The following is a 23,814-nucleotide window of genomic DNA, read 5'->3' as shown; positions in this document are numbered from 1 at the left end:
GCTTGGCCAGCAAATCGCCGTTCGACGTGGACGACATATCGGGGGCGGTAGTCCGGCGAACTGCGGGGAGGGATTGCATTGTCGCGTGACGCCCATTCGCTGGGCCGGTGCAGCCATTCGGGAATCCGATGCAGCTGAAGTATCTCAGCATCGCCGAGCTCGTCGCGGGCGCCGGCGGTGACCCCTGGGAGATCAACCGGACCCTGCAGGCGGGCCAGCCCGGCCAGATTTCCAATCTGGCCAATGCGTTTCATGCCGCGGGGCGCTCCACCGCGGAAGCCGACGCGACTTTCGAGCAAGCCCGCAAACGTTTCGAGGCGGCCTGGAACCACCAGAACGGTGACAGCCCGATCAACGCCTCCGCCGAAGTGCAGCGCACCGCCCAGTCGCTGGGCGCGCAGTCCCAGCAATTGCCCAAGATCGGGGCCGATCTGGAAAACATCGCCGCCGCTTTGGCCGACGCCCAAAAGGCCGGAGCCCAAGAGATCGCGACGCTGGAACGCGAGTTGCAGCTGCTCGACAAGATCATCGGGGCGGCGACCGAAGATCTGAAGGATCCCAACCTCGCCCCGAAGGACCGCCACGCGCTGGAGTCGTTAATCAACGCGGCCAAAGCCGATGCCGTCGATGACACCCGCGACGCTCTTGACCAGTTGCGTGCCACCCGCGACAACTACACGAAATCGCTGCATGGAGCGCAGAAGAATCTGGCCGACGACGGGTATGACCCGGCGCGCGTTCTGGGTGTCGACGGGCACGCGGCCGAGACGCCCGAATCTGCCGAGCAGGATGTGAAGGCCGCCCTCGGCGGCGACAAAGGCGCGGCCGCCCGCGTCAACGGAGTGCTGAGCTCGATCACCCCCGACCAAGTCGTCGGAAAGGTGCCGTTGACCGCCGAGCAGGCTTCGGTCTTGAGCCAGCTGCAGGCCCAGGAGCACGGCATGACGATCGATGCGCTCAAAACCGCCGAGCAGCGCCTCGGAGACGAGAAGGGGATGATCGGCGACTCGTGGCAGCTGATGAGCAACCCGAGCATCACCTTCCCGAAAACGCCGACAACCGTCGGCGCCAAGCAGGGCACCGACACCGTGAAAGGTGGGGTGTCGCAACTGCCGGACAGTGTGCAGGAGGTGCTCAAGGCGCCGGGCTGGCTGTATGCCGACCAGACCAGGACGATCGCCGACATCGTCAAGGACGGTAACCCGTTGCTGCAGCGCAACACTGAGGTCGATCAGGGGTTGCTGCACAAGGGAGCGCAGATCATGACGCAGGACTGGGCGCGCAACACCTACGACCAAACGGTCGAGTCGGTGTTCTGGGCGGCCGGCCGGGACCACGGGGCCGTGAATTGGATGGTCAACCAGCAGGGCGTCTGCGACCAGTCGACCCAGGATTTCTTGAAGAACATCACCCACCACACCTGGTCTGACGGTGGCGACGCGGCCGGATCATTGTTCAGCTGGACGAAGGACGCGGCCGGCCCCGAAGCCCAGATCGCCGGGCAGACCGCGCAGACGTATGCGGCCTACCTTGGCCAGCATTCCCACGAACTGCTCGATCTGCCGGGCCACCACACGCTGGGTCAGGTCGATCCGAAGCTGACGCAAGCCTTCGCCACCGGGCTGTCGCCCTACGTCACCAATATCGCCGGCGGCACCAACGACCTGTCACCGTTCTTCCACGCACCGGACTCCAATCAGGACGTGGAATCGAGACTGCCCGTCGCCAAAGGTATTTTCTCCGTGCTCAGCACCGACAAAGACGCGTCGAACATCTTCAATGGTGCCGCGATGCAGCAGATCATGCAGGACCAGAACCGGTACGCCGAAGCGGTCGCGCATCATGTGCCGGGCGCCGTTGCCAACGACGCCGATCTGCAGCAGGCCGCCACCTTGAAGGGGTTGGTCGACGTCGGGGTGAACAACGCCGTGCACGCCGAAGGGCTCAACGGCGCCCAACAGGCGACCGAAGCCTACAACCGCAAGACTTCGGCGTACGACAGACTGGTGAAGGACGGCGCCGCCACGGCGGGTTTGGCGGGCAAGGCGCTGCCGCCGCCGTACAACCTGATCGGCACTCTTGGTGGCCCGGCGCTGACCGTGGGCGGGGATGCGTTGAAACAAGACATCATTGGTGCCGCGCCGTCGGCCGCGCCGCCTGAGGTTCAGATACCGCACATGCAGGACAGCGCCGCCTATTCACAGGTGCTCGACGGCTTGATCGCCAACCGGGTGCCGATCGGATTGACGCAACAATTCTTTGCCCCAGACGTTCCCGGTGACCCGCGCAGCCCGATGCACATCGCCACGTACGACGAATACAAGGCGAACGGCGGCACGTGGGACAATTACAAATACAATCAAGCGCTAAAGGGTGCGGTGCAAGGGATATTAGGTGACGAGAGCGTCATCCCGCACATGCAACACCAGTATGACGAAGTGACCCAAATACCCAACCCCTAGGGAAGTTTCATGAGTCTCGGGCGGCGGCGCGGATTTCCTTGTCGGATCATCCTTTTGGCGCTGTGTACCATTGTCGCCGGCTGCGGTGCCAAGGACGCTGCGCATCCAGCCGCACCCGCGCCGAAGATTCCCTGGACGGGAACCCTGTCGGACCTACGGGCAGTGTGGAGTGCCGAGCCGGGAATCGATCTACTCACGACACCGGCCGTCGTGGTGCGCGCCTACCTCGAATCGATTTTCTTGGCGGCCAACGCCGGTGATATCGGCTACGTATACCCCGGATTCACCCACGCGGTCGCGCCGAATGCGCCACAGGGCCAACCGGACAGCGCCCGCGACCGCTGGCCCGACACCGAGCATCCATTGCGCGATCGACTCGTGGGCACCGACCGCTACCACCTCTTGCGGGTCGACACGAGCGGCCGTCAGGTCGCGGCGGTGGTGTGCGATTGGGCGTACACCAGCGCGCTGGATCTCGGTGGTGGAAACTACGGCTGGAAAAGCACGTTGCCCGCCACCGATCCCGCCGCCCGGATCGCCGTGCATCGCGTCGCCATGACCGTCCCGGAGGACGGCCCGGTAGCACCCCTGCCGGCGCAGAAGGGGACCGCTGCGGCACCTGTCGATGATGTCTTCGGCGGTTGGCACATCGTCGGCCACAACATGACTGCCGACAGAGTTCCCGAATCGAAAACCGATCCAGTGGAGTGGCCGTCCGAAGTGGCCGATGCTCAATCGTGCGTGGACAAAGCGCCCGACCCAGTAGACCGCAGGCTATATCTGCTCAATGGTGTGCACCCTCGCTCGGAATTTCCCACCTTGGCGCCATACCCTGGTTGGCCGGCTGGAAGTTCGTCGTGATTTCCTGAATCGAAAGGGAACCTGGTGCGTAATAGCAAGGCAATCACCGTAGTGGCCGTCGTGGCGGCCATCGCGTCAGCCGCACTGACACTGCTGCCGTGGATTGACGTAAGCCATCTGGGATTACCCATTCGGTGGAATGGTCTCGGCATCTACATCGGCGAGCACGGCGAATACTACGGCTCCTTGCTCACCGGCATGGTGGACAGCACTCCGGGGTGGATCGTGGTGATCGCCTCGATCGCGGCCGCAGGCGCGCTGCTCGGCGCGACGCGACTGCGCTGGCTCGGGCTCGTCGCGTGTGGATGCGGGGTCGTCGCGTTTGTGACCGCTGTCTTGTGTTTGGTGTATCCGGCGATACTGGCAGGCGGCGCCAAGAATGAGTTGGGAATATCATTGGTCGCCGACCGGGAAGTGCTGAACACCGGTGCGTTGATCGCCGAAGCCGCGGCCACCGGCGTGCTGGTGGTCTGCACCGCACTCATCGTTGCCAGAGCGAGAAGCGGTGTGAGACAAGCCGATTGGGGGCCACGTTAGGAGGGGTGCAGGCCGACGGGAGAAGGCCTATCGCATTTTCGAGAATGGTCACGCATTTTTGCCAATGGCGCTCTCACGCAGGATGCCCGCAGGCCGCCGGCCGGTCTGACGGCGAGCGAAGCTCAGAACCAGGGCCCGGGGTAGTGGCCGTCCTGGTCTTGCACCATGACGATCTCCTTGCACTCGCCATTGGAAGCCGACGCGGTCTCACCGCGGCACACCAGCGTCCACCCGGAGATCCGCTCGAAAGGCCGTAGCGCCCAGTTCGATGCCACCGGATCGGTTGCGGGCAAGGCGATTACAGAAAACGTCCCACCGGTCCCGGTGATGTAGAGGTGGTCTTCGAAAAACGCCAGCTTGGAGATCGACAGCTTCTTGGCGTCGTCTCGGCTTTTCTGGAAGTCCCACTGCTGGCTGCGCAGGTTCCATACGCCGAAGCCGAATTGGGAGTTGTCCGAGCCGTGGCCATCGACGAACAGTTTGCCGTCGGACAGCGCCGCGGTCAGCCCACCGCCGGAGATTCGGTCGGAATCGCCGACCTTGATGACGGACTTGGCGTTGAGGTCGTAAAACATCGTCGACAGCACCGGGGGGTTGTACGAATCCCAGTGCGTGAGCTTCACCAGTTTGTTTGGGCCGTCGGTTAATTCGGCATCGACGGATTGCACGTCGTTGTCCTGATAGATCGCTTCACCGTTCGGCCGGCGCAGCTCCGCGCCGGAAGTCTTGCCGGGCTCGGTGTTGCGCTGAAACGCGAGCACGTCCTGCCAGACGCGCCCCGGCTGCGGATCGTTCCACATCATCGACAGGTCGCCGCCGGACAGGACCACGGTCCGAGGTGGCGATGCGGCACCGTGGCCATCGGTGAAGGCGTTCAGCCACGCCACCCCCGAGGCGGTCGAGGTCAGCCCCCAATCCTTCGGCGCGGTCAGCTTCAGGTCGGGGGCCGGCGGCTGCAGCTCCTTGCTGGCCACCTGCCTGCCCGTCTTGATGTCGTAGACATAGGCGGCGGTTTTGGCGACTTCCGGGGCAGGGGCCTGTGCCGGCTTGACGGTGGTGACGACATACACGACCTTCATGTCGTCCGCCGTGCCGGTCGGCGCGCAGATACCGCCCGTGAGGTTCTCGCCGGCGGGAACCGAGGGGATGCCGGGCGCGACGTACTGCCCGGATTTCGGGTCGAAGATTTTCGGCCGAATGTCCTCGAGCGCCGATTTGCCGGCCGAAAACTTCTCCGGGCAACCGAAATACGCCGTTCCGCCGTAACTCTTCCAATCCTTTTCCAGCGGGCCGCTTATCGGGGCGGGCGGAGCGGTCGCGCGGGTGCTGGTTCTCGAGACGGACGTCGAGGTGGTGGCGGTAAGCGGGGGCGGCGCCGCAGTTTCCGAACAGGACGCGATGGTCAGGCAGGCGACCGACGCGACCGCGGTACGCCCGTAGAGGCGCAGGCGGTGCCGCGCCGCATGCACCCTGGCTGCACGCATTGAAAACCCCCGTTGAGTTCGTGTAACCAAGCAGCGTAAAGCCGCCCCGATGCGACCGCGACTTGGGCGTATAGCGGCTTTGTCACAGCAGGACCCGGCGATACCTATCGGTCGAACTCGATGGGCAAGCTCTTCGGCCCGCTCAGGCTCACCATCGGCTTCCATGGCGCCGGTCCGGCCGTACGCGGGTTTCGCAGCCGGTTCGCGACGACGTTCAGCGCTTCGGCGATCTCGCGCCTGGCCAGGTTGGCGCCCAGGCAGTAGTGCACGCCGCCGCCGAAGGTCAGGATGGGCGGCGCCCCCTCGCGGGTGATGTCGACACGGTCGGGGTCGTCGTACACCACCGGATCACGGTTGGCCGCAAAGGTATTCACCAACACCGCGGTGCCGGCGGGGAATGAGTAGCCGTCGAGCTCGGTATCCTCGACCACCAGGCGCAGGGTTCCGCAGGCGATCGGGGAGTGCCGCATCGTCTCCTCGACGGCACGCATCGCCAGCTCGGGCCGCTGCCGCAGCAGCTCCCACTGCTCCGGGTGTTCGCACAGCACGTGCACCGAGGCGGCCACCTGGTTGCGGGTGGTGTCCGTCCCCGCCAACAGCAGGCCGCCCGCCAGCATGCGCAGCTCGGCGGCGTCGAGGCGGTCGCCCTCGTCCTCGGCGCGGATCAGGTCGGAAAGCAGGTCATCGGTCAAGCTGTGTCGTCGGCGGGCGACCATCTCGTCGACGTAGTCGTCGAGCTCGCGCCACGCGCACATCACGACCGGCTCGAGTTCGCCGAGATCGACGGTGAAGCTGAAGGCCTTGAACACATCATCGGCCCACAACGAAAACTGTTGCCAATCCTCGCGGGGTGCGCCGAGTAGCGCACAGATGATCGGCACGGGGTAGGGGCGCGCGATATCGGTGACGACGTCACAGTGGCCCGTGTCCGCCACGTGATCGACCAACTCGTTCAGCACGCCGACCATGGTGTCGTGCAGGCGCGCGACCGTTCGGGGGGTAAACGCTTTAGAGCACAGACTGCGCAGTCGATGGTGCGCGTCTCCCTCGAGGCACAGCAGGCTATCGGCCACTTTGTCCCACAGCGGCCCCGACGAGATGCCCTGGGCCAGCAGGTTGATGCCGGGTGGTATCTGGAATCGGGGATCCCGAAGGAGGGAACGGACCAGGTGGTAGGAGAGCACTTCGGGCCCGTGGGGACCAAGCGCGACGGGCGCCTGCCGCTGCGCCTCCCGCAGCCGCGGGTAGACCTGCGCGGGCGTTTCTTCGGGGTCGTAATCCAGCGTCGGCAGATCAGCCTCGAAAACGCTTGGGGGAGCGGCGCCGACGGTCATGACGGTCTCCTTGGTTCCGCGGAAAGGCCGCGGACGACTCTGGAAACAATGTATGGCCGGCGCAGGGGAGTGTCAACGATATCGGCACGGCAGGGTGCGCGGCTCATCGTTCACCGGTCCTGCATTCGGCGCGAACGCCATACACCGAAGGAAAAATGCATTGCCGCGACTTCCGGCCCGGCCGCTCAATCGTGCGCGCGCAGCCGCACCGTCCGCGTCGTCGACGTCTCATCCAACTCGACGACATCCGAGCGGGAGCGCAGGAAATCGCTGAACGAGCGGAATCCCAAGGATCTTTCGCTGAATGACGGGTCCATCCGCTTCATCTGTGCCTTCACGGCAGAGTTGTGCAGCCAGTCGACATCGTCTTTGTCCAAGCCGATCCGCAGGGCCCGCATCAGCAGCGCGGTGGCGGCGGCCTGCGGGTCGGGCTGCTCGTCGGGCTCGTCGCGCTTGGCCGACTTGCTGCCGGCGGACCGTTTCTTCGGCTTGTCCGCCTCCGCGTCGCCCGGCGCCGGTTCGGGCACCGGAACCCCCGGCAGCGCGTCGTAGATGACGAACTCGTCGCAGGCGGCGGCGAGCGCCCGGCTCGACGCACCTGCCACCCCGATGCCGACCACGTACCGGCCGAGCCGCTTGCAGCGCTGGGCCAACGGAATGTAGTCGGAGTCACCGGCCACGATCACCACATGGGTCAGGTCGGGGAGCCGGAACATGTCCTCGACCGCGTCGACGGCCAACCGGATGTCGGCGCCGTTCTTGCCGTACGCCGCCGCCGGGAACAACTGCACCAGGTCGACCGCGCGGGCCACCAGCTGTCCGCGATACCCGGCGTTGATATCCGCCGACCAGTCCGCGTAGGCGCGGGTGAGCACCAGGGTCCCGAACGACGACGAGAAGTCCAGGATCGCGGCGACGTCGACCGTCGCCCGGTCCAGTCGCTCCGCGTGCTGCTCGAGCCCCTTGGCCTTGTCCCGTTGGAACGAATTCCGCCCGTGAATCTGGTCGTACCGGGAGATCACGATGTTGTCGAAGTCGAGGTAGACGGCCACTCGGGTGGCAACCGGTTCGGTCATGCATTAGATCATTGCTGAGCAGGACCAAAGCGGGTACACAGGCCACATGAATGCGGGTACACAGGCCACATGAATGAGGTGAAGGTTCTCGAACTGCACGGCGATCGCGTCGCCTACCGCGACGAGGGTGAAGGCGAGGTGTTGCTGCTCATCCACGGCATGGCGGGCAGTTCAGAGACCTGGCGGTCCGTGATACCGCCGCTGTCGAAGAAGTTTCGGGTCATCGCCCCGGACCTGCTCGGCCACGGCGAGTCGGCGAAGCCCCGCACGGACTACTCGCTGGGTGCATTCGCGGTCTGGCTTCGGGATTTCCTCGACGAGCTCGGCGTCAGCCGGGCCACCGTCGTCGGTCACTCGCTCGGTGGCGGGGTCGCATTGCAGTTCGTCTACCAGCACCCCGACTACGCCCAACGGTTGATCCTGATCAGCAGCGGCGGTCTGGGGCCCGATGTGGGATGGGTGCTGCGGCTGCTCTCGGCGCCCGGGGCGGAGCTGGTCTTGCCCATCGTCGCGCCGCCACCCGTCCTGTCGGTCGGCAACAAGCTGCGGTCCTGGTTGAGAAGCGCCGGTATCCAGTCGCCGCGCGGTGCCGAGCTCTGGAGCGCCTACTCGTCACTCTCGGATGGCGAGACGCGGGATTCGTTTTTGAAGACGCTGCGATCGGTCGTCGATTACCGCGGACAGGCGGTCAGCGCGCTCAACCGGTTGCGGCTGCGCCAGGAGTTACCGGTCATGGCGATCTGGGGGGAGCGCGACGGCATCATTCCCGTCGCTCACGCCTACGCCGCGCACGAAGCGCGCACGGACGCGAGACTCGAGGTGCTGCCCGATGTGGGTCACTTCGCACAGGTGGAGGCGCCCGGCCGGGTGGTTGAGCTGATCGAGGACTTCATCGCCATGGGCGAGCGCCACGACACGGAAAGTCCGCAGCCATCCGAGCCGGGCTAGCGAGCCGCCGGACACGCCCCCCGGTAGTCGACCTGCCAGTGCTTGATGCCGTTGATGAAGGGTGACCGCAGCCGCTCGGGGTCCCCGGCCGAGCGCAGGTCGGGTATGTGGTCGGCGATCGCGTTGAACATCAGGCCGATCGTCATGCGGGCCAGGTTGGCGCCGATGCAGTAATGCGCCCCGGTACCGCCGAATCCGACATGCGGGTTGGGGCTGCGCAGGATGTTGAACGTGAACGGGTCGTCGAAGACCTCTTCGTCGAAGTTCGCCGACCGGTAGAACAGCACCACCCGCTGGCCCTTTTTGATGGGCACGTCGCCGAGTTCGGTGTCCTGCAACGCGGTGCGCTGAAACGCCGTGATCGGGCTGGCCCAGCGGATGATCTCATCGGCCGCCGTCTTCGGCCGTTGCGCCTTGAACAACTCCCACTGGTCCGGGTGGTCGGTGAAGGCCATCATCCCCTGAGTGATCGAGTTTCGGGTCGTCTCGTTGCCGGCCACTGCCAACGTGACCACGAACATGCCGAACTCGGCTTCGGAGAGTCGTTGCTCCTCGGAATCGGCCTCGATCAACGTGGTGACGATGTCCCGATCTTTGGGGCCGGGTTCCTCGGCCTTTCGTGCCGCCAATTGCATGGCATACCACATCAATTCGCCCGCCGACGTCAACGCGTCATGGTCGGCGAACTCCGGGTCGTCGCTGCCGATCATGTTGTTGGTCCAGTCGAACAGTTTGTCGTAGTCCTCCGCCGGTACGCCGAGCAGGCCCGAAATGGCCTGCAGTGGAAGCTCGCACGCCACCTGACGGACGAAGTCGCCCGACGCGTGCGCGGCGGCATCGGCGGTGATGCCTCGCGCGCGTGCGGTGAGTTCGGCGCGCAACCGCTCGACCGCGCGAGGCGTGAAGCCACGCGAAACGATCTTGCGCAGCCGGCTGTGCTCGGGGTCGTCCATCATGATCATCGACGCCCGCCCGGCCTCGATCTGCCCCTGCGCCAAGTCTTCTCGGTAACGTGGCACAATCGACTTGGTGGCCGATGAGAAGACATCGCTGCGCAATGACACCTCACGGATGTCGCGATGCTTGCTCACCACCCAGTAACCGCCGTCGCCGAAGCCCCCTTGATCGAGCGGCTGCTCGTTCCACCAGATGGGTTCCGTGGCGCGCAGTTCGGCGAACTCTTGCACCGGAAGCCGGTGGGCGTAGATGTCGGGGTCGGTGAAGTCGAAGCCAGGCGGGAGGTTCGGTGTCGCCATGGGATTTCTCCTCGACTCCTGCTTACTTGACCGCGGCGGTTAGCAAGATGGTAGCCGCGCGCGTTGGGATCGCCTAGCAAATCGACGTGCACCGCATCAGCGCGACGCGGGGGTGACCGTCCTGACGCTTTCGCGCCCACCGAGATTGGTGGCCGCGGTGATGACGGCGCGCTCGATCTGGCGCAGGGCGTGCACGGCGGTGAGGAAGCGCCGGGTGTCACGGCTCGTCTCGCCGGGCACGTTGCCGTCCTGTTGCCGGGCCACCGTTTCGGCTGCGTCGAGCTCATCGGTCGCCGAGACCAGGGTCGGGGCGTGGCCGCCCTCGATGGCTTCCTGCAGCGCGTCGATGTTGCGCCTCGTCTGGGTCGCGGCCGCAGAAAACGGCTCGGCCAGCGCTGGTGGCCCGACCGGATCCTGATACCGCTCGGCGCTGCGCGCCAGGCTCCGGCCGTAGCGGTCGCAGGCGGTGAAGATCCGCAGGGCGCGCCGGATGCTGCGCCGGCCGGCAAGTCCGGCGACGCCGGCCAGCAACGGCTTGGCGGTGACCCGGAACTGCTGCAGGTCCCGGTCGAGCTGGCGCGCCTGCTCCGACGGGCTGGCGCTGTCCTGGACACCGGACATGGTCGCGGCCGAGATCTCGATCAGGACGGACAGGCTCGTCAAGAAAGCGCGAGCGTCGCTGCGGATCGCCGTTCTGGTGTTGGTCGGCAGCACCACGACCGCGACCGTCGCCCCGATGACGGCACCGATCGCGGTCTCTTCGATCCGCAGCATCAGCACGCCGAACGAGAACTGGCCGAGCAGGCCATAAAGCAGCGCCAGCATCGTGGTGATCCAGAAGGTCATCAGGCTGTAGGTGACCGTCATGAAGTAGAAGGCGCAGAACAAGCACACGAAGATGCCGGCCAGCGCGGCGGTCTGGTGGCCGGTGAGCAGCGTGGCCACCAGCACGCCGCACGGCACGCCGAGCAGCGTCCCGAGCACGCGTTGCCAGCCCTTGGTCAAGGTTTCGCCCCACGAGTTGGTGCCGGCGAAGATGACGAATGCGGCGATCACCGCCCAATACCAGCGCGCCGGCGAAACCAGCTCGCCGACGACGATGGCCAAGGATGCGGCGATAGAGACCTGGATGGCCTGCCGGGTGGTCGGCCGTAGCCCGGTGGTCTGCTCTTCCTCGGCGGCCTCGTCGGACGCGGCATCCTCGGGCACCGGGGGCGACGTGTCGGTGTCATCGAGGGGGCGGCCGGTTGCCATCCGGTCGACGATTGCCCGCACGTCGGATGTTGCCGACGCGGCGTTGATTATCGCCAGCGCGAGACGGCGTACGGCCGCGCCGCCCTCGTCGTCGCCCGCCGGGTCCGAACCGGGGCCGCGCCGCTCGTCGAGCAGCCGCTGCGCTCGGTCCGCGGCCCGGCGCAGCCCGTTGGGCTCAGGAAGCCGGATGGCTCGCGACAGTTGGCTGAGCGCGTCGACGAGTGCGGCCCGGGTGGGCGAGGGCATGGAATCGGGGTCCTCGCAAGCGAGGACGGCAGCCCGTCGGCCGGCGGTGGCGACCCATTCGATGGCCAGCTCGGCATCCAGCAGCCACGGGGCCAGTTGTTCGGCGGTGACGCCGGGCCACAGGGTGCCCGGGTCGACCTTGTCTTCGATCTGGCTCTGCACCATCAGGGCCGTCTCGTTGAGCCGGATGGTGCGGGCCCGCATGCGGCGGCGCCGCCGTTCATCGAGGCGGCCCGTCCGCACCGCTTCGGCGGTCGTGTCGAGGACGATCGCCATCCGCGCCCGCAGCGCCCGAATGGTGGCACGCAGCACCCGCTCGGGTCGGTCGGGCATCACGTAGGCATTCATCACGTACGTGCACACTGTGCCCACCGCGACCGCCCCGATCATCCAGGGCAGCTCCGCGAGGCGGGCGTGCAGATACAACGTGAAGAAATAGGACATGAACGCGACCATGCCCAGCGCCCTGCCCCGCGCCCCGAAGCGCCGGACGTACGCCGCGGTGAACACGACGATCACGAAGACGACATCGCTGGCCACCGTGTGCGGTGCCAGCACCGCCGCCGCGGTGATGGACACCGCGGCGGGCAGCGGCAGCAGCGCCATGGTGATCCGCTGCTGGCGCGGGTCGGGTTCGTTCACGGAGCGTGACGCGACCATGGTGATGACGACACCCAGCAGGGCGACGGTCAGCGGTTGTCCCGTCGCCCTGGTCAGGATGAAAAGCGCCAGCAGTGAAAGGCCAAGCGCGGCCGTGGTCCGAGACGCCATTCGCAGCCGAAGCAAGCCAGGATCGGAGCCGATCACCCAGTTGCGGGCGCGTTCGTACAGAACAGTTATCGACAGACCGCCTCTCTTGCGCTTATCCGACATGGTTACCCGAACCGCGCCGCGGCGACCAAGCTAGTCTTCGACATCGTGACTCCGCCGACGCGCGCGAAGCTGGCTGACGGTCGTGACCTGCTGTTCTTCGCGCTGCCCGGGCACCGTCCGGCGCCGGTCGAAGATCGCCGGCCGCTGCCGGCGCGTGTCACTGAGCCCCACGCGCAGTCGCAGTTGCGGTTCGACCGATCGACCGGGCAGTGGGTGATCATCGCGGCGCTGCGCCAGGACCGCACCTACAAGCCGCCACCGGAGGCGTGCCCGCTGTGTCCGGGCCCGACCGGGCTGACCAGTGAGGTGCCCGCCCCCGACTACGACGTCGTCGTGTTCGAGAACCGGTTCCCCAGCCTGTCCGGCGCGCTGCCGTCGTTGCCCGCCTCGGCGCCCGTGCCCGCCGAGGACGGCTTCGTCACCGCGCCCGGGCAGGGCCGCTGCGAAGTGATCTGTTTCTCCGCCGACCACACCGGGTCCGTCGCCCAGCTGGAGCCGGCGCACGCGCGGCTGGTCGTCGAGGCGTGGCGGCATCGCACCGCCGACCTGATGGCCAGGTCGGGCATCGAGCAGGTGTTCTGCTTCGAGAACCGGGGTGAGGAGATCGGGGTGACGTTGACCCACCCGCACGGTCAGATCTACGGCTATCCCCACCTGACGCCGCGCACCGCCACCATGCTGGAGCAGGCGCGGCGATATCGAAAACAGCACGGCGCCAACCTCTTCGGTGATCTGTTGGCCCGCGAGGTCGCCGACGGCACCCGCATCATCGCGCGCAACGAGCTGTTCACCGCGTTTGTGCCGTTCGCGGCGCGCTGGCCGGTCGAGGTTCACATCTACCCGAACAGGTTCGTGCGCAACCTGACCGAACTCAGCGAGCGTGAACTCGACGCATTCGTGCCCGTATACCTCGACGTGCTCGGACGCTTCGACCGGATGTATTCCGCACCGCTGCCCTACATTTCGGCGCTGCACCAATACGCCGACACCGCGGCTCAGGCCGAGGGTTACTTCCACGTCGAATTGATGTCCATCCGGCGCAGCGCCACCAAGCTCAAGTACCTGGCGGCCTCCGAATCGGCGATGGACGCCTTCATCGGCGACGTCACTCCGGAGAGCGTGGCCCAGCGGCTGGCCGAACTGCGATGACGGTCCGTTACGCCGCGCCGGGGCGGATCAATCTGATCGGCGAACACACCGACTACAACCTGGGTTTCGCGCTGCCCATCGCGTTACCGCAGCGCACCGTCGCGACATTCACGCCCGCCGACGACGATGCGATCACCGTGGTCAGCGACCGCGCCGATGCCCCGGTGCGCGTCCGGATCGGCACCGCTCCCAAAGAGGTGGCCGGCTGGGCTGCTTACGTGGCCGGGGTGGTGTGGGCGCTGCGCCAGGGCGGCCATCCGGTGCCCGGCGGCACGATGTCGATCAGCAGCGACGTGGAAATGGGATCGGGCCTGTCATCCTCCGCCGCACTGGAATGCGCGGCGCTGGGCGCGATCACGTCGGCCGCCGGTGTCCGCATCGACGCCACGGAGCAGGCCCGGCTTGCCCAGCGCGCCGAGAACGAATATGTAGGCGCGCCAACGGGTTTGCTCGATCAGTTCGCCGCGCTGTTTGGCCAGGACGCGACGGCAGTGCTGATTGACTTCGCCGACCTCACCGTCACGCCGGTGGTTTTCGACCCGGATTCCGCGGGTGTGGCGTTGTTGCTGATCGACTCCCGGGAGCGCCACACCCACGCCGGCGGCGACTACGCGGCACGGCGCGCGTCGTGCGAGCGGGCGGCCGCCGATCTGTCGGCATCGTCGCTGCGTGAGGTGCAGGACGTCGCGGGCCGGCAAGGCCCCGCCGTCTTGGCCGGCGTGCGTGACCCCGTCGACGCGCGCCGCGCCCGCCACGTGCTCACCGAAAACCAGCGAGTCATCGATTGCGTTGCCGCGCTGCGTGGTTCGGACTATCCCGAAGCCGGGCGAATTTTCACCGCCTCGCACGCCTCCATGCGCGACGACTTCGACATCACCACCGACCGCATCGACCTGATCGCCGACACCGCGGTGCACGCGGGCGCGTTAGGCGCGCGGATGACCGGCGGCGGCTTCGGCGGCTGTGTGATCGCCCTGGTGCCGCTGGACCGTGCTGATACGGTCCGCGAGGCGGTGCAGCGCGCCGTTGTCGGCGCCGGCTTCGAGCAACCGCTCGTCACCCGAACTCGCGCGGCCGCGGGCGCGGCGCCTGCGTGAGCGGATCCGGCCTATTCGGCCGGAGTCAGCCGGACCGCACCGAGATGCAGGCGGTCGACCGCCTCGGCAAACTCATCGCGTGTCGGTATGCGCTGGTCGCGAAACTTCAGTCCGATCATGCTTTGTGCGCGCTGGACTCCATAGGACGAAGCGCAACGCAACAATAGATCGGAGACGATTGCCCGGTCGCGGATGAGCTCACCGCGCATCGCCGTCGTCTTGCCGTCGTAAACGACTTGGACCGGTCCGCCGTCGCGGAAGTTCTGCTTCCACGGACTGCCGGTCAGCGCGTAAAGCTGATCGTCGATCAGGTGGGCGCTCAACGGAATCGAATACGGACGACCCGTTTTGCGCCCGGTGAAACTCAACACCATGAATCGGTTGCGGGCGAGACCGGCCAGCGGACTGCGCAGCACGAATCTCATCACCGGATTGACCAGACGCATCAGCGCCGACGGTGGATGCCCGGCGTCTACCGCATATGACTGCTCCGTCATGCGTTCACCGTAGGGCCAACGGGCTCGGCCGCCTAGGGGTGCGGCGAAGCCGCGGAGCCCACCGGTCTCCGCGGCCGCACGCATCCGGTTCAGCCAGTGGTAATGGTGGTCTGGTCGTCGATGATGTTGGTGGCGTCCATCAACGGGCCTTGATCGGCCTCCAGACCATCGGCGTTGAGCTGCAGCACGTAGACCGCGCCCTGGCTGGGGATTATCACCGTTTTCTGTGCGATGGCGCGGGTCTGACCGCCTCGCTGGTACGTGCCGCCGATCTGCCAGGCCTGGTAACCGCCGAGCGTGGACGCGGAGCCGTCACCCTGGCCCTGGTACCCAGGCAGATTCTGCACCTCGCCCGGCGCGTATTGGATGAGCTTCGCTGGATCGACATTGCCGCTCAGCCTGGAAAACAGCGCCGAGACCGTGGGCGGATCCGAGGGATTGGCGGGCTGAAGCTGCACGATGCCGCCGTAGGAGGTGCCGGAGTTCTGGTTGAGTTGCCAGCCCGCGGGCACCGGCAGGTCGACGTTCGGGCCGGGATCGCCATGGTGCACCGGCGTCTCGGCGATGTTGTTGTCCTTCACGTAGTCGGCGATGGTGTATTTGGCTTTCGCCGCCGGTGCCCCGCTCGTCTGCGACGACGTCGAAGTGGACGTCGACGTCGTCGTCGAAGTGGACGTCGACGTCTTATCACCGGATTTATTGTCGTTGCCGCAACCGACCAGCGCCAAACTCAGCGCCACGGAAATGGTTGCTAGCGTCAAATGTTTCTTCAATCCAATCTCCCGAAAATTGGGCCGGTACCAGCGCCAGCCGTGCCGGGAATGACAGTAACCGAATATCACCCCGCTTTGCCGATATCTTTTCGACCTTCCGAGGGCATTTCGCCGCATCGCCGATCGTTATCCAATTCGTCGGCCGAAACGCCTCGCGAATACGGCGTCATCCAGCCGGTTTCGGAGTATTAGACCGGTATGCGGTCGCGACGGGCCCTCATTGCGGTCATCGCGGCGTCGGCTGTCTTCATGGTCTTCATTGCGGCTGCACCACCGAAGGGATACGACGGTCCGCCCCTGTTCGTGGCGAATCCGGTGTCTTTGACCACCACGGTCGGCCAAAGCGTGCGCACCTCAACGGTTCTCGTGGTCGCTGCGGCCGAATCCGAGAACTAGATCCTCAGACCATGTCGTTGGTGGTCAGCCACCGCATCACCGGCCAGCCGACGAACACCGGCAGCCAGCAGGTCAGCACCCGGTACAGCAGGACCGACGGCACGCCGACGGCCGCCGGCACACCGAACGCGGCCAGGCCACCGATCAGCGCCGCTTCGACCGCCCCGACGCCGCCGGGCGTGGGCGCGGCGGATGCCAGTGTCCCGCCTACCATGGTGACCACGGTGACGGCAACGAAAGTCGTTCCACCGCCGAAGGCTTCGATGCTGGCCCATAAGGCCAGCGCCGCACCGAGGGTGGTGCCCGCACAACCCAGCAGGATCAGGGCCAGCCGCCGCGGTTCGCGCGCGAGCTTGACCAGATCGGTCACCACCTCGTTCAATTTGGGGCGCACCTCGGTCGCCAGCCATTTGCGCAGCGTGGGCACGAACAGGAACGTGCCGACGATACCCAGCGCGATCCCCGCGATCAGGTACAGCAGGGTCGCCTTCGGGACGAAATGCCGCAGGTTCATCGAGGCGCCGGCGGCCGCGGTGAACAAGACCAGCAGCGCAAGGTGCGCGATCACCTGTACCGACTGTTGCAGTGCCACGGCCGCGGTCGCTCGCATCGCCGACAAGCCGCTCTTCTGCAAGAACCGCGTGCTCAGCGCCAGCCCGCCGACGCCAGCCGGCGTGGTGGTTGCGGCAAAAGTATTGGCCACCTGGGCAATTGACAGCGTCCAAAAGTTCACCATGCCGTCGGCGCAGGCCCACAATGCGGCCGCCGCTCCGACGTAGGTCAGCGCCGATACCAGCAGGCCCAGCAGTGCCCACCACCAGTTCGCGGCCCTCAGCTGAGAGAAGAACGTCGGCGCCGTGCTGATGAAGGGGTACGCCACATAGACCAGCGCGCCGAAGAGCACCAGCTGGACCATCTGGCTGCGGGTGAACCTGGTGATGGTCTGGGGCTTGATCTGATCGGCGCCGGTTTGGCGCTTGACCTCGGACCGCGCGCCGGAGATGACGGCACCCGCATCCGGCACCGACCGCCGAATATATCGCGGCACAGCGACTTTCGTGAGCCGACGCGAGGCGCTCAGGATGCTGTCCTTGCCGAAGACCTCGATTGCCGCGCGCACCGCGGACTTCGGCTCGTAGAGGGCGGAGGCGGTCACCAGTAGCTGCGCGATGTCGGATTGAAGTTGGGCGTCGGTCGCTCCGTATTCGGCGTTGCCGAACCCACCGAACATCACGGTGTCGTCCTCCACGGTGATGTGGTAGCTGCGCAGGTCACCGTGGGCGATCTGGCGGTCGTTGAGGGCTCGCAGCGATTCCCACAGCCGGGCAACGGGAGTCGTCTTCGCGCATTCGTCGATGGGCGTCCCGCCGGGGGGTCGGTGCGAGTAGAGCATCCAGCCCCGGTCCAGCGGCGCGACGGCGACCGTCGCCGTGTTTGCCAGGCCCGCTTCACCGATGGCGATCGCCATCAACGCGCGATGCTCCACGGCCCGGCGCATGGAGGTCACCAGGGGTGCGGTTTCGGCGTCGCGCAGCTTCAGCTTTTCCCAGAGCTGACGCAGCGCTCCGCCGCTGCGTTGATGCGGGCCGTACAGCTCGATCAGCGCTGTCTCCCCGAGATGTTCGCCGTCGGCCGAAAGAATCAGCGGGCCGCGGCCCGCCGGCCGGACCACGGTGAGCCGCGAGACGGCGAAGCCGCCCTTGGCCAGCGCCCGCACCGCGGCATCCAGCGGTACCTCGAGCGCGGGAGTGCCGACGACGAGCACCACCAGCGCGCCGACGACCCACCCCGCCGCCAGGCCCACCAACGAGCGCGCCGGGACGATCGCACTGACCACCAGGTGGATGGGGACGAAGGCCAGCAGCAGCGCCCACCACCAGTGCCGCCAGCGCGCCGGCAGCCACGGGCCCGAGACCGTCAGCACCGCCGCCAGCATCCCGATCCACCGAGGGTCATCGAGCAGCTGCGCCGGCAGCGTGGTCAGCCGGTCGAGGGCCTCGAAGTGCCACCGCGGCGCGGCGAGGCCGGTGCCGCTGATCGACAACAAGACGATCGCGCTCAGCCCCGCGGTGGCGTACGCGCCCAGCAGTTTCCACTGCCCGGCGACGATCAGACCGATGAGGATCATGAACGGCAAGGCCACGATCGCCAATCCGTAGATCAGGTACACCAAGTCGGATTGCGTCGGCGACAACACGCCGACGATCTGCGAAACGGATTTCTCCAGCGCGATCCATTGCGGGCGGGTGATCACCGAACCCGTGATCACCAGCGCCAGGAAGAGCGAGGCCAGTATCAGCCGCAGGATGTCGTTGGTCCGCCGGGTCAAAGGCTGCAGCAAGTTGCCGGAAACGATGATGTCGCGCCCGTCGACTCGCATGTATTGAAGATCCTTCGGCTTCGCTCGCCACCGCTGACACATTGCTTTCAGCCTGCTAAGTGGCCCGCCGACAAATTAACTCAATACCCGGTTCGTTGACAGCTCCCACTCATCCGGCGCGCGTAGGGTCAGGTAGGTAGGCGTGCTAGCGAATTGGGGAGGGCACCGGCGTGGCCAGAACGGACAACGACAGCTGGGAGATCACCGAGAGCGTGGGGGCGACGGCGCTCGGCGTGGCCGCGGCTCGGGCCGCGGAGACCGAAAGTGAGAACCCGCTGATCAGCGACCCGTTTGCGCGGGCGTTCCTGCAGGCCGCCGGAAAAGGGATGTGGGACTGGTTCGCCCCTGGAAATCTGCCCGCCCAGATCGCCGAGATCGAACCGGACCTCAAGCCGCGGATGCAGGGGATGGTCGACTACATGGCCGCGCGGACGGCGTTCTTCGACCAGTTCTTCCTCGACGCCACCGCCGCGGGCGTGCGGCAGGTGGTGATCCTGGCGGCGGGGCTGGACTCGCGGGCCTGGCGACTGCCCTGGCCGGACGGCACCACGGTGTACGAGCTGGACCAGCCGCGGGTGCTGGACTTCAAGGCGTCGACGCTGGGCGACAAGGGCGCCCAGCCAACCTGTGATCTGGTCAACGTTCCAGTCGACCTGCGCCACGATTGGCCGTCCGCATTGCAGCGGGCCGGATTTGATGCGTCTGCGCCCAGCGTGTGGTCGGCCGAGGGGCTGTTGCCGTTTCTGCCGGCGGCCGCCCAGGAGCTGTTGTTCGAGCGGATACAGGCGCTGGGCGCGCAAGGCAGCCGGATCGCCGTGGAGGCGCCCGGTCCCGACTTCCTCGACGAGGACGCCCGCGACCGGCAACGCCAGACGATGCAACGGGTGCGAGACCTGATGGCCGAACTGGATCCCGACCGCGACATTCCCGACGTGCAAGACCTGTGGTACTTCGAGGAACGTGAAGACGTGGGTGACTGGCTGGGCCGGCACGGCTGGGCTGTGTCGGTCACCCCGGCGCCGGAGTTGATGGCCGGCTACGACCGCAGACCCCCACAAGACATCGACGACGCCACGCCGCAGACGCTGTTCGTCTCGGCGCAACGGACCAGGAAGGGCGAGTGACCCAGAAGTGAGCGGAGCCAGAACCGACAACGACAGCTGGGAGATCACCGAAAGCGTGGGGGCGACCGCGCTGGGTGTGGCCTCGGCCCGCGCGGCGGAGACTCGCAACGAAAACCCTTTGATCACAGATCCATTCGCTCAGATGTTCCTCGATGCTGCGGGGGACGGCGTGTGGAACTGGCACTCTGCCGCGCAGCTACCGGACGAGGTCATCGAAGCCGAACCGACGTTGCCGTTGCAGATGCAGTCGATGGTCGGTTACATGGCTTCGCGCACCGCCTTTTTCGACAAGTTCTTTCTCGATGCCACCGGCGCGGGCATCCGCCAGGCGGTGATCCTGGCGGCCGGCCTGGACGCGCGGTCCTGGCGGTTGCCCTGGCCGGCGGGCACGACGGTCTACGAGCTCGACCAGACCCGGGTGCTGGACTTCAAGGCGTCCACGTTGGCCGAGCATGGGGCGCAGCCCGCCTGCAACCGTGTCGCGGTGCCGGTGGACCTTCGCCAGGATTGGCCGGCTGCGTTGCGACAGGCGGGTTTTGATGTCTCCGCCCACAGTGTCTGGTCGGCCGAGGGCTTGATGCCGTATCTGCCAGCGGCGGCCCAGGAGCTACTGTTCGACCGCATTCAGGGGCTGACCGTTCCCGGCAGCCGGGTCGCCGTGGAGGCGTTGGGTCCGAAATTCCTCGACCCGCAGGCGCGCGCCAAGCGCCGTGAACGGATGGATCGGATCCGCGGGCTGATGACCGACGTCGATCCGGACCGCGAGCTGCCCCGGACCGACGAGCTCTGGTACTTCGAGGAGCGCGAGGACGTCGGCGAGTGGTTCGGCCGCCACGGCTGGGACGTGACGGTGACACCGGCCGACGAGTTGATGGCCGGCTACGGGCGCGCGGCGCCCGAGGAAGTCCGGGACTACGTGCCCGGGAATCTGTTCGTGGCAGCGCAACGGGCGACGAGCTAGCGGCGTTCGCAAGCTCGGCGACGCCGGACGCAGCGGGCCGCCGCCATCAAGCTAGCGACGTTAAATCCCTTGTGCTACTTCAGCTTATAGCCGTCGGCCGCCAGCCGAAGGGGGAACCGTCATGGATGACGAGCGAGAACCCGTACAACCGCGTGACCCGGCCGATGGCTTATCTGTAACGGGTGTCGAGAGAAAGCGATAACTGACTGCTCAGCGCGTTAGTTACATCGATATGTCATAGGCTCGTGTGAGGCTTGCATGTTGAACATGTCACTCACGAGCAGGCGGTAAGTTGACCCGTTTAGAAACGAGGTGGTGATCAGGGGCCGGCCGGCCGGTTTCGACGGCGGCTAACGGCAACGGGGCTCAGTCGGTATGCCCTGGCCGTGGACGGTATGCCGGTGGCGGGTCCGAAACGGCCCAGCGGCGGTACGCATCCATGTCGACGTTGCTGCCGCACACGATGGTGACCACATGTCGGCCCGCGAAGCGGTCGCGGTCTTCGAGGATGGCCGCAATACCAAGTGCGGCCGCCGGTTCGACGACGAGGCCAGCGTCGTCCAGAAGCACCCGCATACCGGCGATGATCGATGCTTCCTGGACCAGGACGGCGTCGTCGCCGACCAGGAGGAGGTCGTTGAGGACTTCAGGAATTGGAAACCGGCCGGCTACAGCGTCGGCGATGGTGTCGGCCGAGTCGGTGGTGACAACGCGGCGCTGTCGCCACGACTGTGTCATCGCCGGTGCGCCGGCCGGCTGAATGCAGATCACCTCGACGTCGGGTGCGAAAGCCTTCATCACATGCCCGACCCCGGTAGCCAGCGCTCCGCCCCCGAGAGCGATCAGTACTGCGTCGAACGACGACCCGGCCTCCACCAGTTCCACGCCAATGGTCGCCGCGCCCTCACAGGTTTCGATGTCCAAGCTGTCGTCAAGCAGCCCGATGCCGTCATGCCGCGCGATGGCTGCCGCCCGGGCACGGGCCATCTCGTTATCGCCGTCCACTAACTCCAATCTCGCGCCCAGTGCACGGATGCGATCGAGCTTGACCGCAGGGGCAAACCGGGATGCCACGACCGTGACCTCGAGCCCCCTGGCGCGACCAGACCAAGCCAGGGCTTGCCCGAGGTTGCCCGCGCTGCCACACACCACGGCGGGTGAGCCATTGTCGACGAGCAGGCTCGCGACGACCTCGGTGCCGCGCGCCTTGAAGCTGCGGACCGGATTGGCTGTTTCGAGCTTGATGCTCACCGCGCACCCGAGTCTTCGTTCCAAAGCTTCGCAGCAGTACAGCGGAGTATCGAGAAAAATCGGATCGATGATTCGGCGAGTCGCTCGGATCCGAGCAGTGTCCAAGCGAGTTCCCTGCACAGCACAGCAGCATATTCCAACGCCGCTTTTCCACGTGGCTTGGAACACCCACGACTGCCCAACGCAAGCAGCCAACGTCGGTGACACCGTTACAGATAACACTGTCCCCCACGAAGAAAATCCGCCCCAAAACACGCGTGGGTGACAGTCCTATACACCCCTCAATCCGTTACAGATGAGACATGCGGAGCGACTGGTACGGCGGCGCGGCCGCCGAAAGGCGTTATCGGCTTCGACCTCTACTTCGATGCCGGCGAGTCGCCGGATGCCGCCTTTCTTCACGCCATAGATCAACGGCTCACGTCGACCAGCCGGTGCGTGATTGGCTGTCGGCCCCGATGTCCACGACGCGGTGGGCAGCCGAGCCGCTTGAACGAACTTCTTTATGCCCCAACGTGTTTAAGCTTCGATATGTTGCGGGTAGTGAGGGGTCCGGGTAACCAAGCTAGTTTTTTGTCGGTGGTGGTTGGGGTTGGAAGGGTGTATACCACCACCAGTGGGCGCGCTCGCCGGTGGGTCCCGGGCAGGGCGCCACGGCGGGCGGGGGTCGAGTTGGTGGGCGCGCCAACGATCCCGGGCTCAGTGATCGGCCCGCGTTGTCGGTGACGATGACAGCGTCTGCGGGTCCGGTGATGGTGATGACGCCACGATGGTGCAACCGGTGATGATAAGGGCATAGCAGCACCAGGTTGGCCAACTCCGTGGGGCCGCCGTCTTCCCAATGCCGGATGTGATGGGCGTGCAGGCCACGGGTGGCACCACAGCCCGGAACCGCGCACATGCGGTCCCGATGCTCCAGCGCGCGGCGAAGCCGCCGGTTGATCAAGCGGGTGGCCCGGCCGGCACCAATGACCTCGCCGCGACGTTCGAACCAGGCTTCACACGTCGCATCACACGTCAGGTATCGGCGTTCGGCGTCGGTGAGCAGCGGACCCAAATGCAGTGCCGCGGCGCGCTGCTCAACGTCGACATGCACCACCACAGTGGTGTGCTGCCCGTGTGGGCGGCGGGCCGCCTCGGCGTCCCACCCGGCCTCGACCAGGCGCATAAACGCCTCGACGGTGCCCGGCAACGGCGGCAGCTGATCGCAGGCGCGGTCGCCATTGTCGCGATCGCGCTTCCACTCGGCGATCAGCGCATCACGATGAGACGCCAACGCGGCGTCGAACTTCGCGGCATCGGTGTGCGGAAGTTTGATCCGCCAATAGCTGCCCTCGTCGTCGGAGGTCTTGGTGATCGAGGCCTGCGGTTCAGGCCCATCTGGCCGAGGTTCGGGTTCGGGTCGCGGTTCTAGCTTGACCGCGGTGCGCAGCTGATTGACCGTGGTACTGCGCGCCAGCTGCGCGTAGTGCTCATCGGACCCCTCGCCGGCCCGCGCCGCGATGACCCCGACCTGATCGGCCGACAGCCGGCCCTCTCGCATGCCTTGGGCGCAGCGTGGGAACTCCTCGAGCCGGCGCGCGACGGTGGTGATCGTGTGGGCGTTCGTTGACGAGCAGCCGATCTTCCAGGCCACCAGCGCCGGCAGCGACCGCGCGCCGGTGACGCCGCAGAGCTCGTCGCGATCGATCTCGGCCACGATCTCGACGATGCGCCCATCAATCGCATTGCGCTGACCGGCCAACTCCGCCAACTCCTCGAACAACACCTCAAGACGCTCGCCAGGACTCACCACCACAGCGCCAGCCGATGCGCTCAAAGCGCATGACAACATCATCGCAGCCACCTACGACAA

At 66.4% G+C, this 23,814-nt stretch carries 19 protein-coding genes; 9 read left to right on the top strand and 10 right to left on the bottom strand.

All coding sequences use genetic code 11. The features are described from left to right. Nucleotides 1-128: 128 nt before the first annotated feature. Genes VFW69_RS22880 through VFW69_RS22870 form a run of 3 tightly spaced genes read left to right on the top strand, consistent with a single transcriptional unit; the run spans nucleotide 129 to nucleotide 3,860 of the window. Nucleotides 129-2,462: a putative alpha/beta hydrolase gene (locus tag VFW69_RS22880; RefSeq protein WP_526504959.1), complete on the top strand. Its 2,334-nt coding sequence runs from the start codon at nucleotides 129-131 to the stop codon at nucleotides 2,460-2,462. A gap of 9 nt (nucleotides 2,463-2,471) precedes the next feature. After that, nucleotides 2,472-3,323: a hypothetical protein gene (locus VFW69_RS22875; protein ID WP_526504911.1), complete on the top strand. Its 852-nt coding sequence runs from the start codon at nucleotides 2,472-2,474 to the stop codon at nucleotides 3,321-3,323. A 24-nt stretch (nucleotides 3,324-3,347) separates the two neighbouring features. Further along, nucleotides 3,348-3,860, top strand: coding sequence for a hypothetical protein (locus VFW69_RS22870; RefSeq protein WP_526504909.1), 513 nt, complete (start codon nucleotides 3,348-3,350; stop codon nucleotides 3,858-3,860). Between the two features lie 122 nt (nucleotides 3,861-3,982). Here the strand turns inward: VFW69_RS22870 and VFW69_RS22865 are convergent, their stop codons facing one another. The 3 genes from VFW69_RS22865 to VFW69_RS22855 form a co-directional block, all read right to left on the bottom strand. Next, a complete protein-coding gene (locus VFW69_RS22865; protein WP_526504907.1) occupies nucleotides 3,983-5,344 on the bottom strand; it encodes a hypothetical protein in 1,362 nt (453 codons plus the stop codon). A gap of 104 nt (nucleotides 5,345-5,448) precedes the next feature. Further along, nucleotides 5,449-6,678: a cytochrome P450 gene (locus VFW69_RS22860; protein WP_526504905.1), complete on the bottom strand. Its 1,230-nt coding sequence runs from the start codon at nucleotides 6,676-6,678 to the stop codon at nucleotides 5,449-5,451. A 185-nt stretch (nucleotides 6,679-6,863) separates the two neighbouring features. Continuing rightward, nucleotides 6,864-7,754 (bottom strand): NYN domain-containing protein, encoded by an 891-nt coding sequence (locus VFW69_RS22855; protein ID WP_526504903.1) that lies wholly within the window; start codon nucleotides 7,752-7,754, stop codon nucleotides 6,864-6,866. A gap of 69 nt (nucleotides 7,755-7,823) precedes the next feature. Here VFW69_RS22855 and VFW69_RS22850 point away from each other — a divergent pair, with 69 nt between their 5' ends. Then, the gene (locus VFW69_RS22850) at nucleotides 7,824-8,702 is read left to right on the top strand and encodes an alpha/beta fold hydrolase (protein ID WP_526504901.1); all 879 of its coding nucleotides are present in this window, start codon (nucleotides 7,824-7,826) and stop codon (nucleotides 8,700-8,702) included. Here VFW69_RS22850 and VFW69_RS22845 read toward each other — a convergent pair. Further along, a complete protein-coding gene (locus VFW69_RS22845) occupies nucleotides 8,699-9,958 on the bottom strand; it encodes a cytochrome P450 (RefSeq protein ID WP_526504898.1) in 1,260 nt (419 codons plus the stop codon). The genes VFW69_RS22850 and VFW69_RS22845 overlap by 4 nt on opposite strands. Nucleotides 9,959-10,054: 96 nt before the next feature. Continuing rightward, complete coding sequence (locus VFW69_RS22840; RefSeq protein ID WP_526504957.1) at nucleotides 10,055-12,265, bottom strand: FUSC family protein; 2,211 nt, start codon at nucleotides 12,263-12,265, stop codon at nucleotides 10,055-10,057. Between the two features lie 111 nt (nucleotides 12,266-12,376). Between VFW69_RS22840 and galT the strand changes: the two genes are divergently transcribed. Continuing rightward, nucleotides 12,377-13,480: a galactose-1-phosphate uridylyltransferase gene (galT, locus tag VFW69_RS22835; protein WP_526504896.1), complete on the top strand. Its 1,104-nt coding sequence runs from the start codon at nucleotides 12,377-12,379 to the stop codon at nucleotides 13,478-13,480. Next, complete coding sequence (locus VFW69_RS22830; protein ID WP_526504894.1) at nucleotides 13,477-14,577, top strand: galactokinase; 1,101 nt, start codon at nucleotides 13,477-13,479, stop codon at nucleotides 14,575-14,577. Before galT ends, VFW69_RS22830 begins: the two co-directional genes overlap by 4 nt. 11 nt (nucleotides 14,578-14,588) lie before the next feature. Here VFW69_RS22830 and VFW69_RS22825 read toward each other — a convergent pair whose 3' ends face one another. Together VFW69_RS22825 and lpqN are read right to left on the bottom strand one after the other, a co-directional pair. Beyond that, the gene (locus VFW69_RS22825; protein ID WP_526504892.1) at nucleotides 14,589-15,074 is read right to left on the bottom strand and encodes a hypothetical protein; all 486 of its coding nucleotides are present in this window, start codon (nucleotides 15,072-15,074) and stop codon (nucleotides 14,589-14,591) included. An 89-nt stretch (nucleotides 15,075-15,163) separates the two neighbouring features. Further along, nucleotides 15,164-15,847, bottom strand: coding sequence for an envelope biogenesis lipoprotein LpqN (gene lpqN / locus VFW69_RS22820; protein WP_526504890.1), 684 nt, complete (start codon nucleotides 15,845-15,847; stop codon nucleotides 15,164-15,166). 198 nt (nucleotides 15,848-16,045) lie between these two features. On the opposite strand from lpqN, the gene VFW69_RS22815 reads away from it, so the two are divergent. Next, the gene (locus tag VFW69_RS22815) at nucleotides 16,046-16,243 is read left to right on the top strand and encodes a hypothetical protein (RefSeq protein WP_526504888.1); all 198 of its coding nucleotides are present in this window, start codon (nucleotides 16,046-16,048) and stop codon (nucleotides 16,241-16,243) included. A gap of 4 nt (nucleotides 16,244-16,247) precedes the next feature. Here VFW69_RS22815 and VFW69_RS22810 read toward each other — a convergent pair whose 3' ends face one another. Beyond that, entirely contained in the window at nucleotides 16,248-18,623 is a 2,376-nt protein-coding gene (locus VFW69_RS22810) for a lysylphosphatidylglycerol synthase transmembrane domain-containing protein (RefSeq protein ID WP_526504886.1), read from the bottom strand. 170 nt (nucleotides 18,624-18,793) lie between these two features. Between VFW69_RS22810 and VFW69_RS22805 the strand changes: the two genes are divergently transcribed. After that, nucleotides 18,794-19,747 (top strand): class I SAM-dependent methyltransferase, encoded by a 954-nt coding sequence (locus tag VFW69_RS22805; protein WP_526504884.1) that lies wholly within the window; start codon nucleotides 18,794-18,796, stop codon nucleotides 19,745-19,747. A 7-nt stretch (nucleotides 19,748-19,754) separates the two neighbouring features. Next, nucleotides 19,755-20,708, top strand: a complete 954-nt coding sequence (locus VFW69_RS22800; RefSeq protein ID WP_526504882.1) for a class I SAM-dependent methyltransferase — start codon at nucleotides 19,755-19,757, stop codon at nucleotides 20,706-20,708. 366 nt (nucleotides 20,709-21,074) lie between these two features. Here VFW69_RS22800 and VFW69_RS22795 read toward each other — a convergent pair whose 3' ends face one another. Next, a complete protein-coding gene (locus VFW69_RS22795; protein ID WP_526504880.1) occupies nucleotides 21,075-22,079 on the bottom strand; it encodes a threonine ammonia-lyase in 1,005 nt (334 codons plus the stop codon). A gap of 445 nt (nucleotides 22,080-22,524) precedes the next feature. Then, nucleotides 22,525-23,793: an HNH endonuclease signature motif containing protein gene (locus tag VFW69_RS22790; RefSeq protein ID WP_526504955.1), complete on the bottom strand. Its 1,269-nt coding sequence runs from the start codon at nucleotides 23,791-23,793 to the stop codon at nucleotides 22,525-22,527. Nucleotides 23,794-23,814 lie beyond the last annotated feature (21 nt).

Source organism: Mycobacterium sp., assembly GCF_036273375.1.
GTDB lineage: Bacteria > Actinomycetota > Actinomycetes > Mycobacteriales > Mycobacteriaceae > Mycobacterium.
Note: the sequence above shows the minus strand (reverse complement) of the source record. Positions and strands in the feature narration are given on the sequence as shown.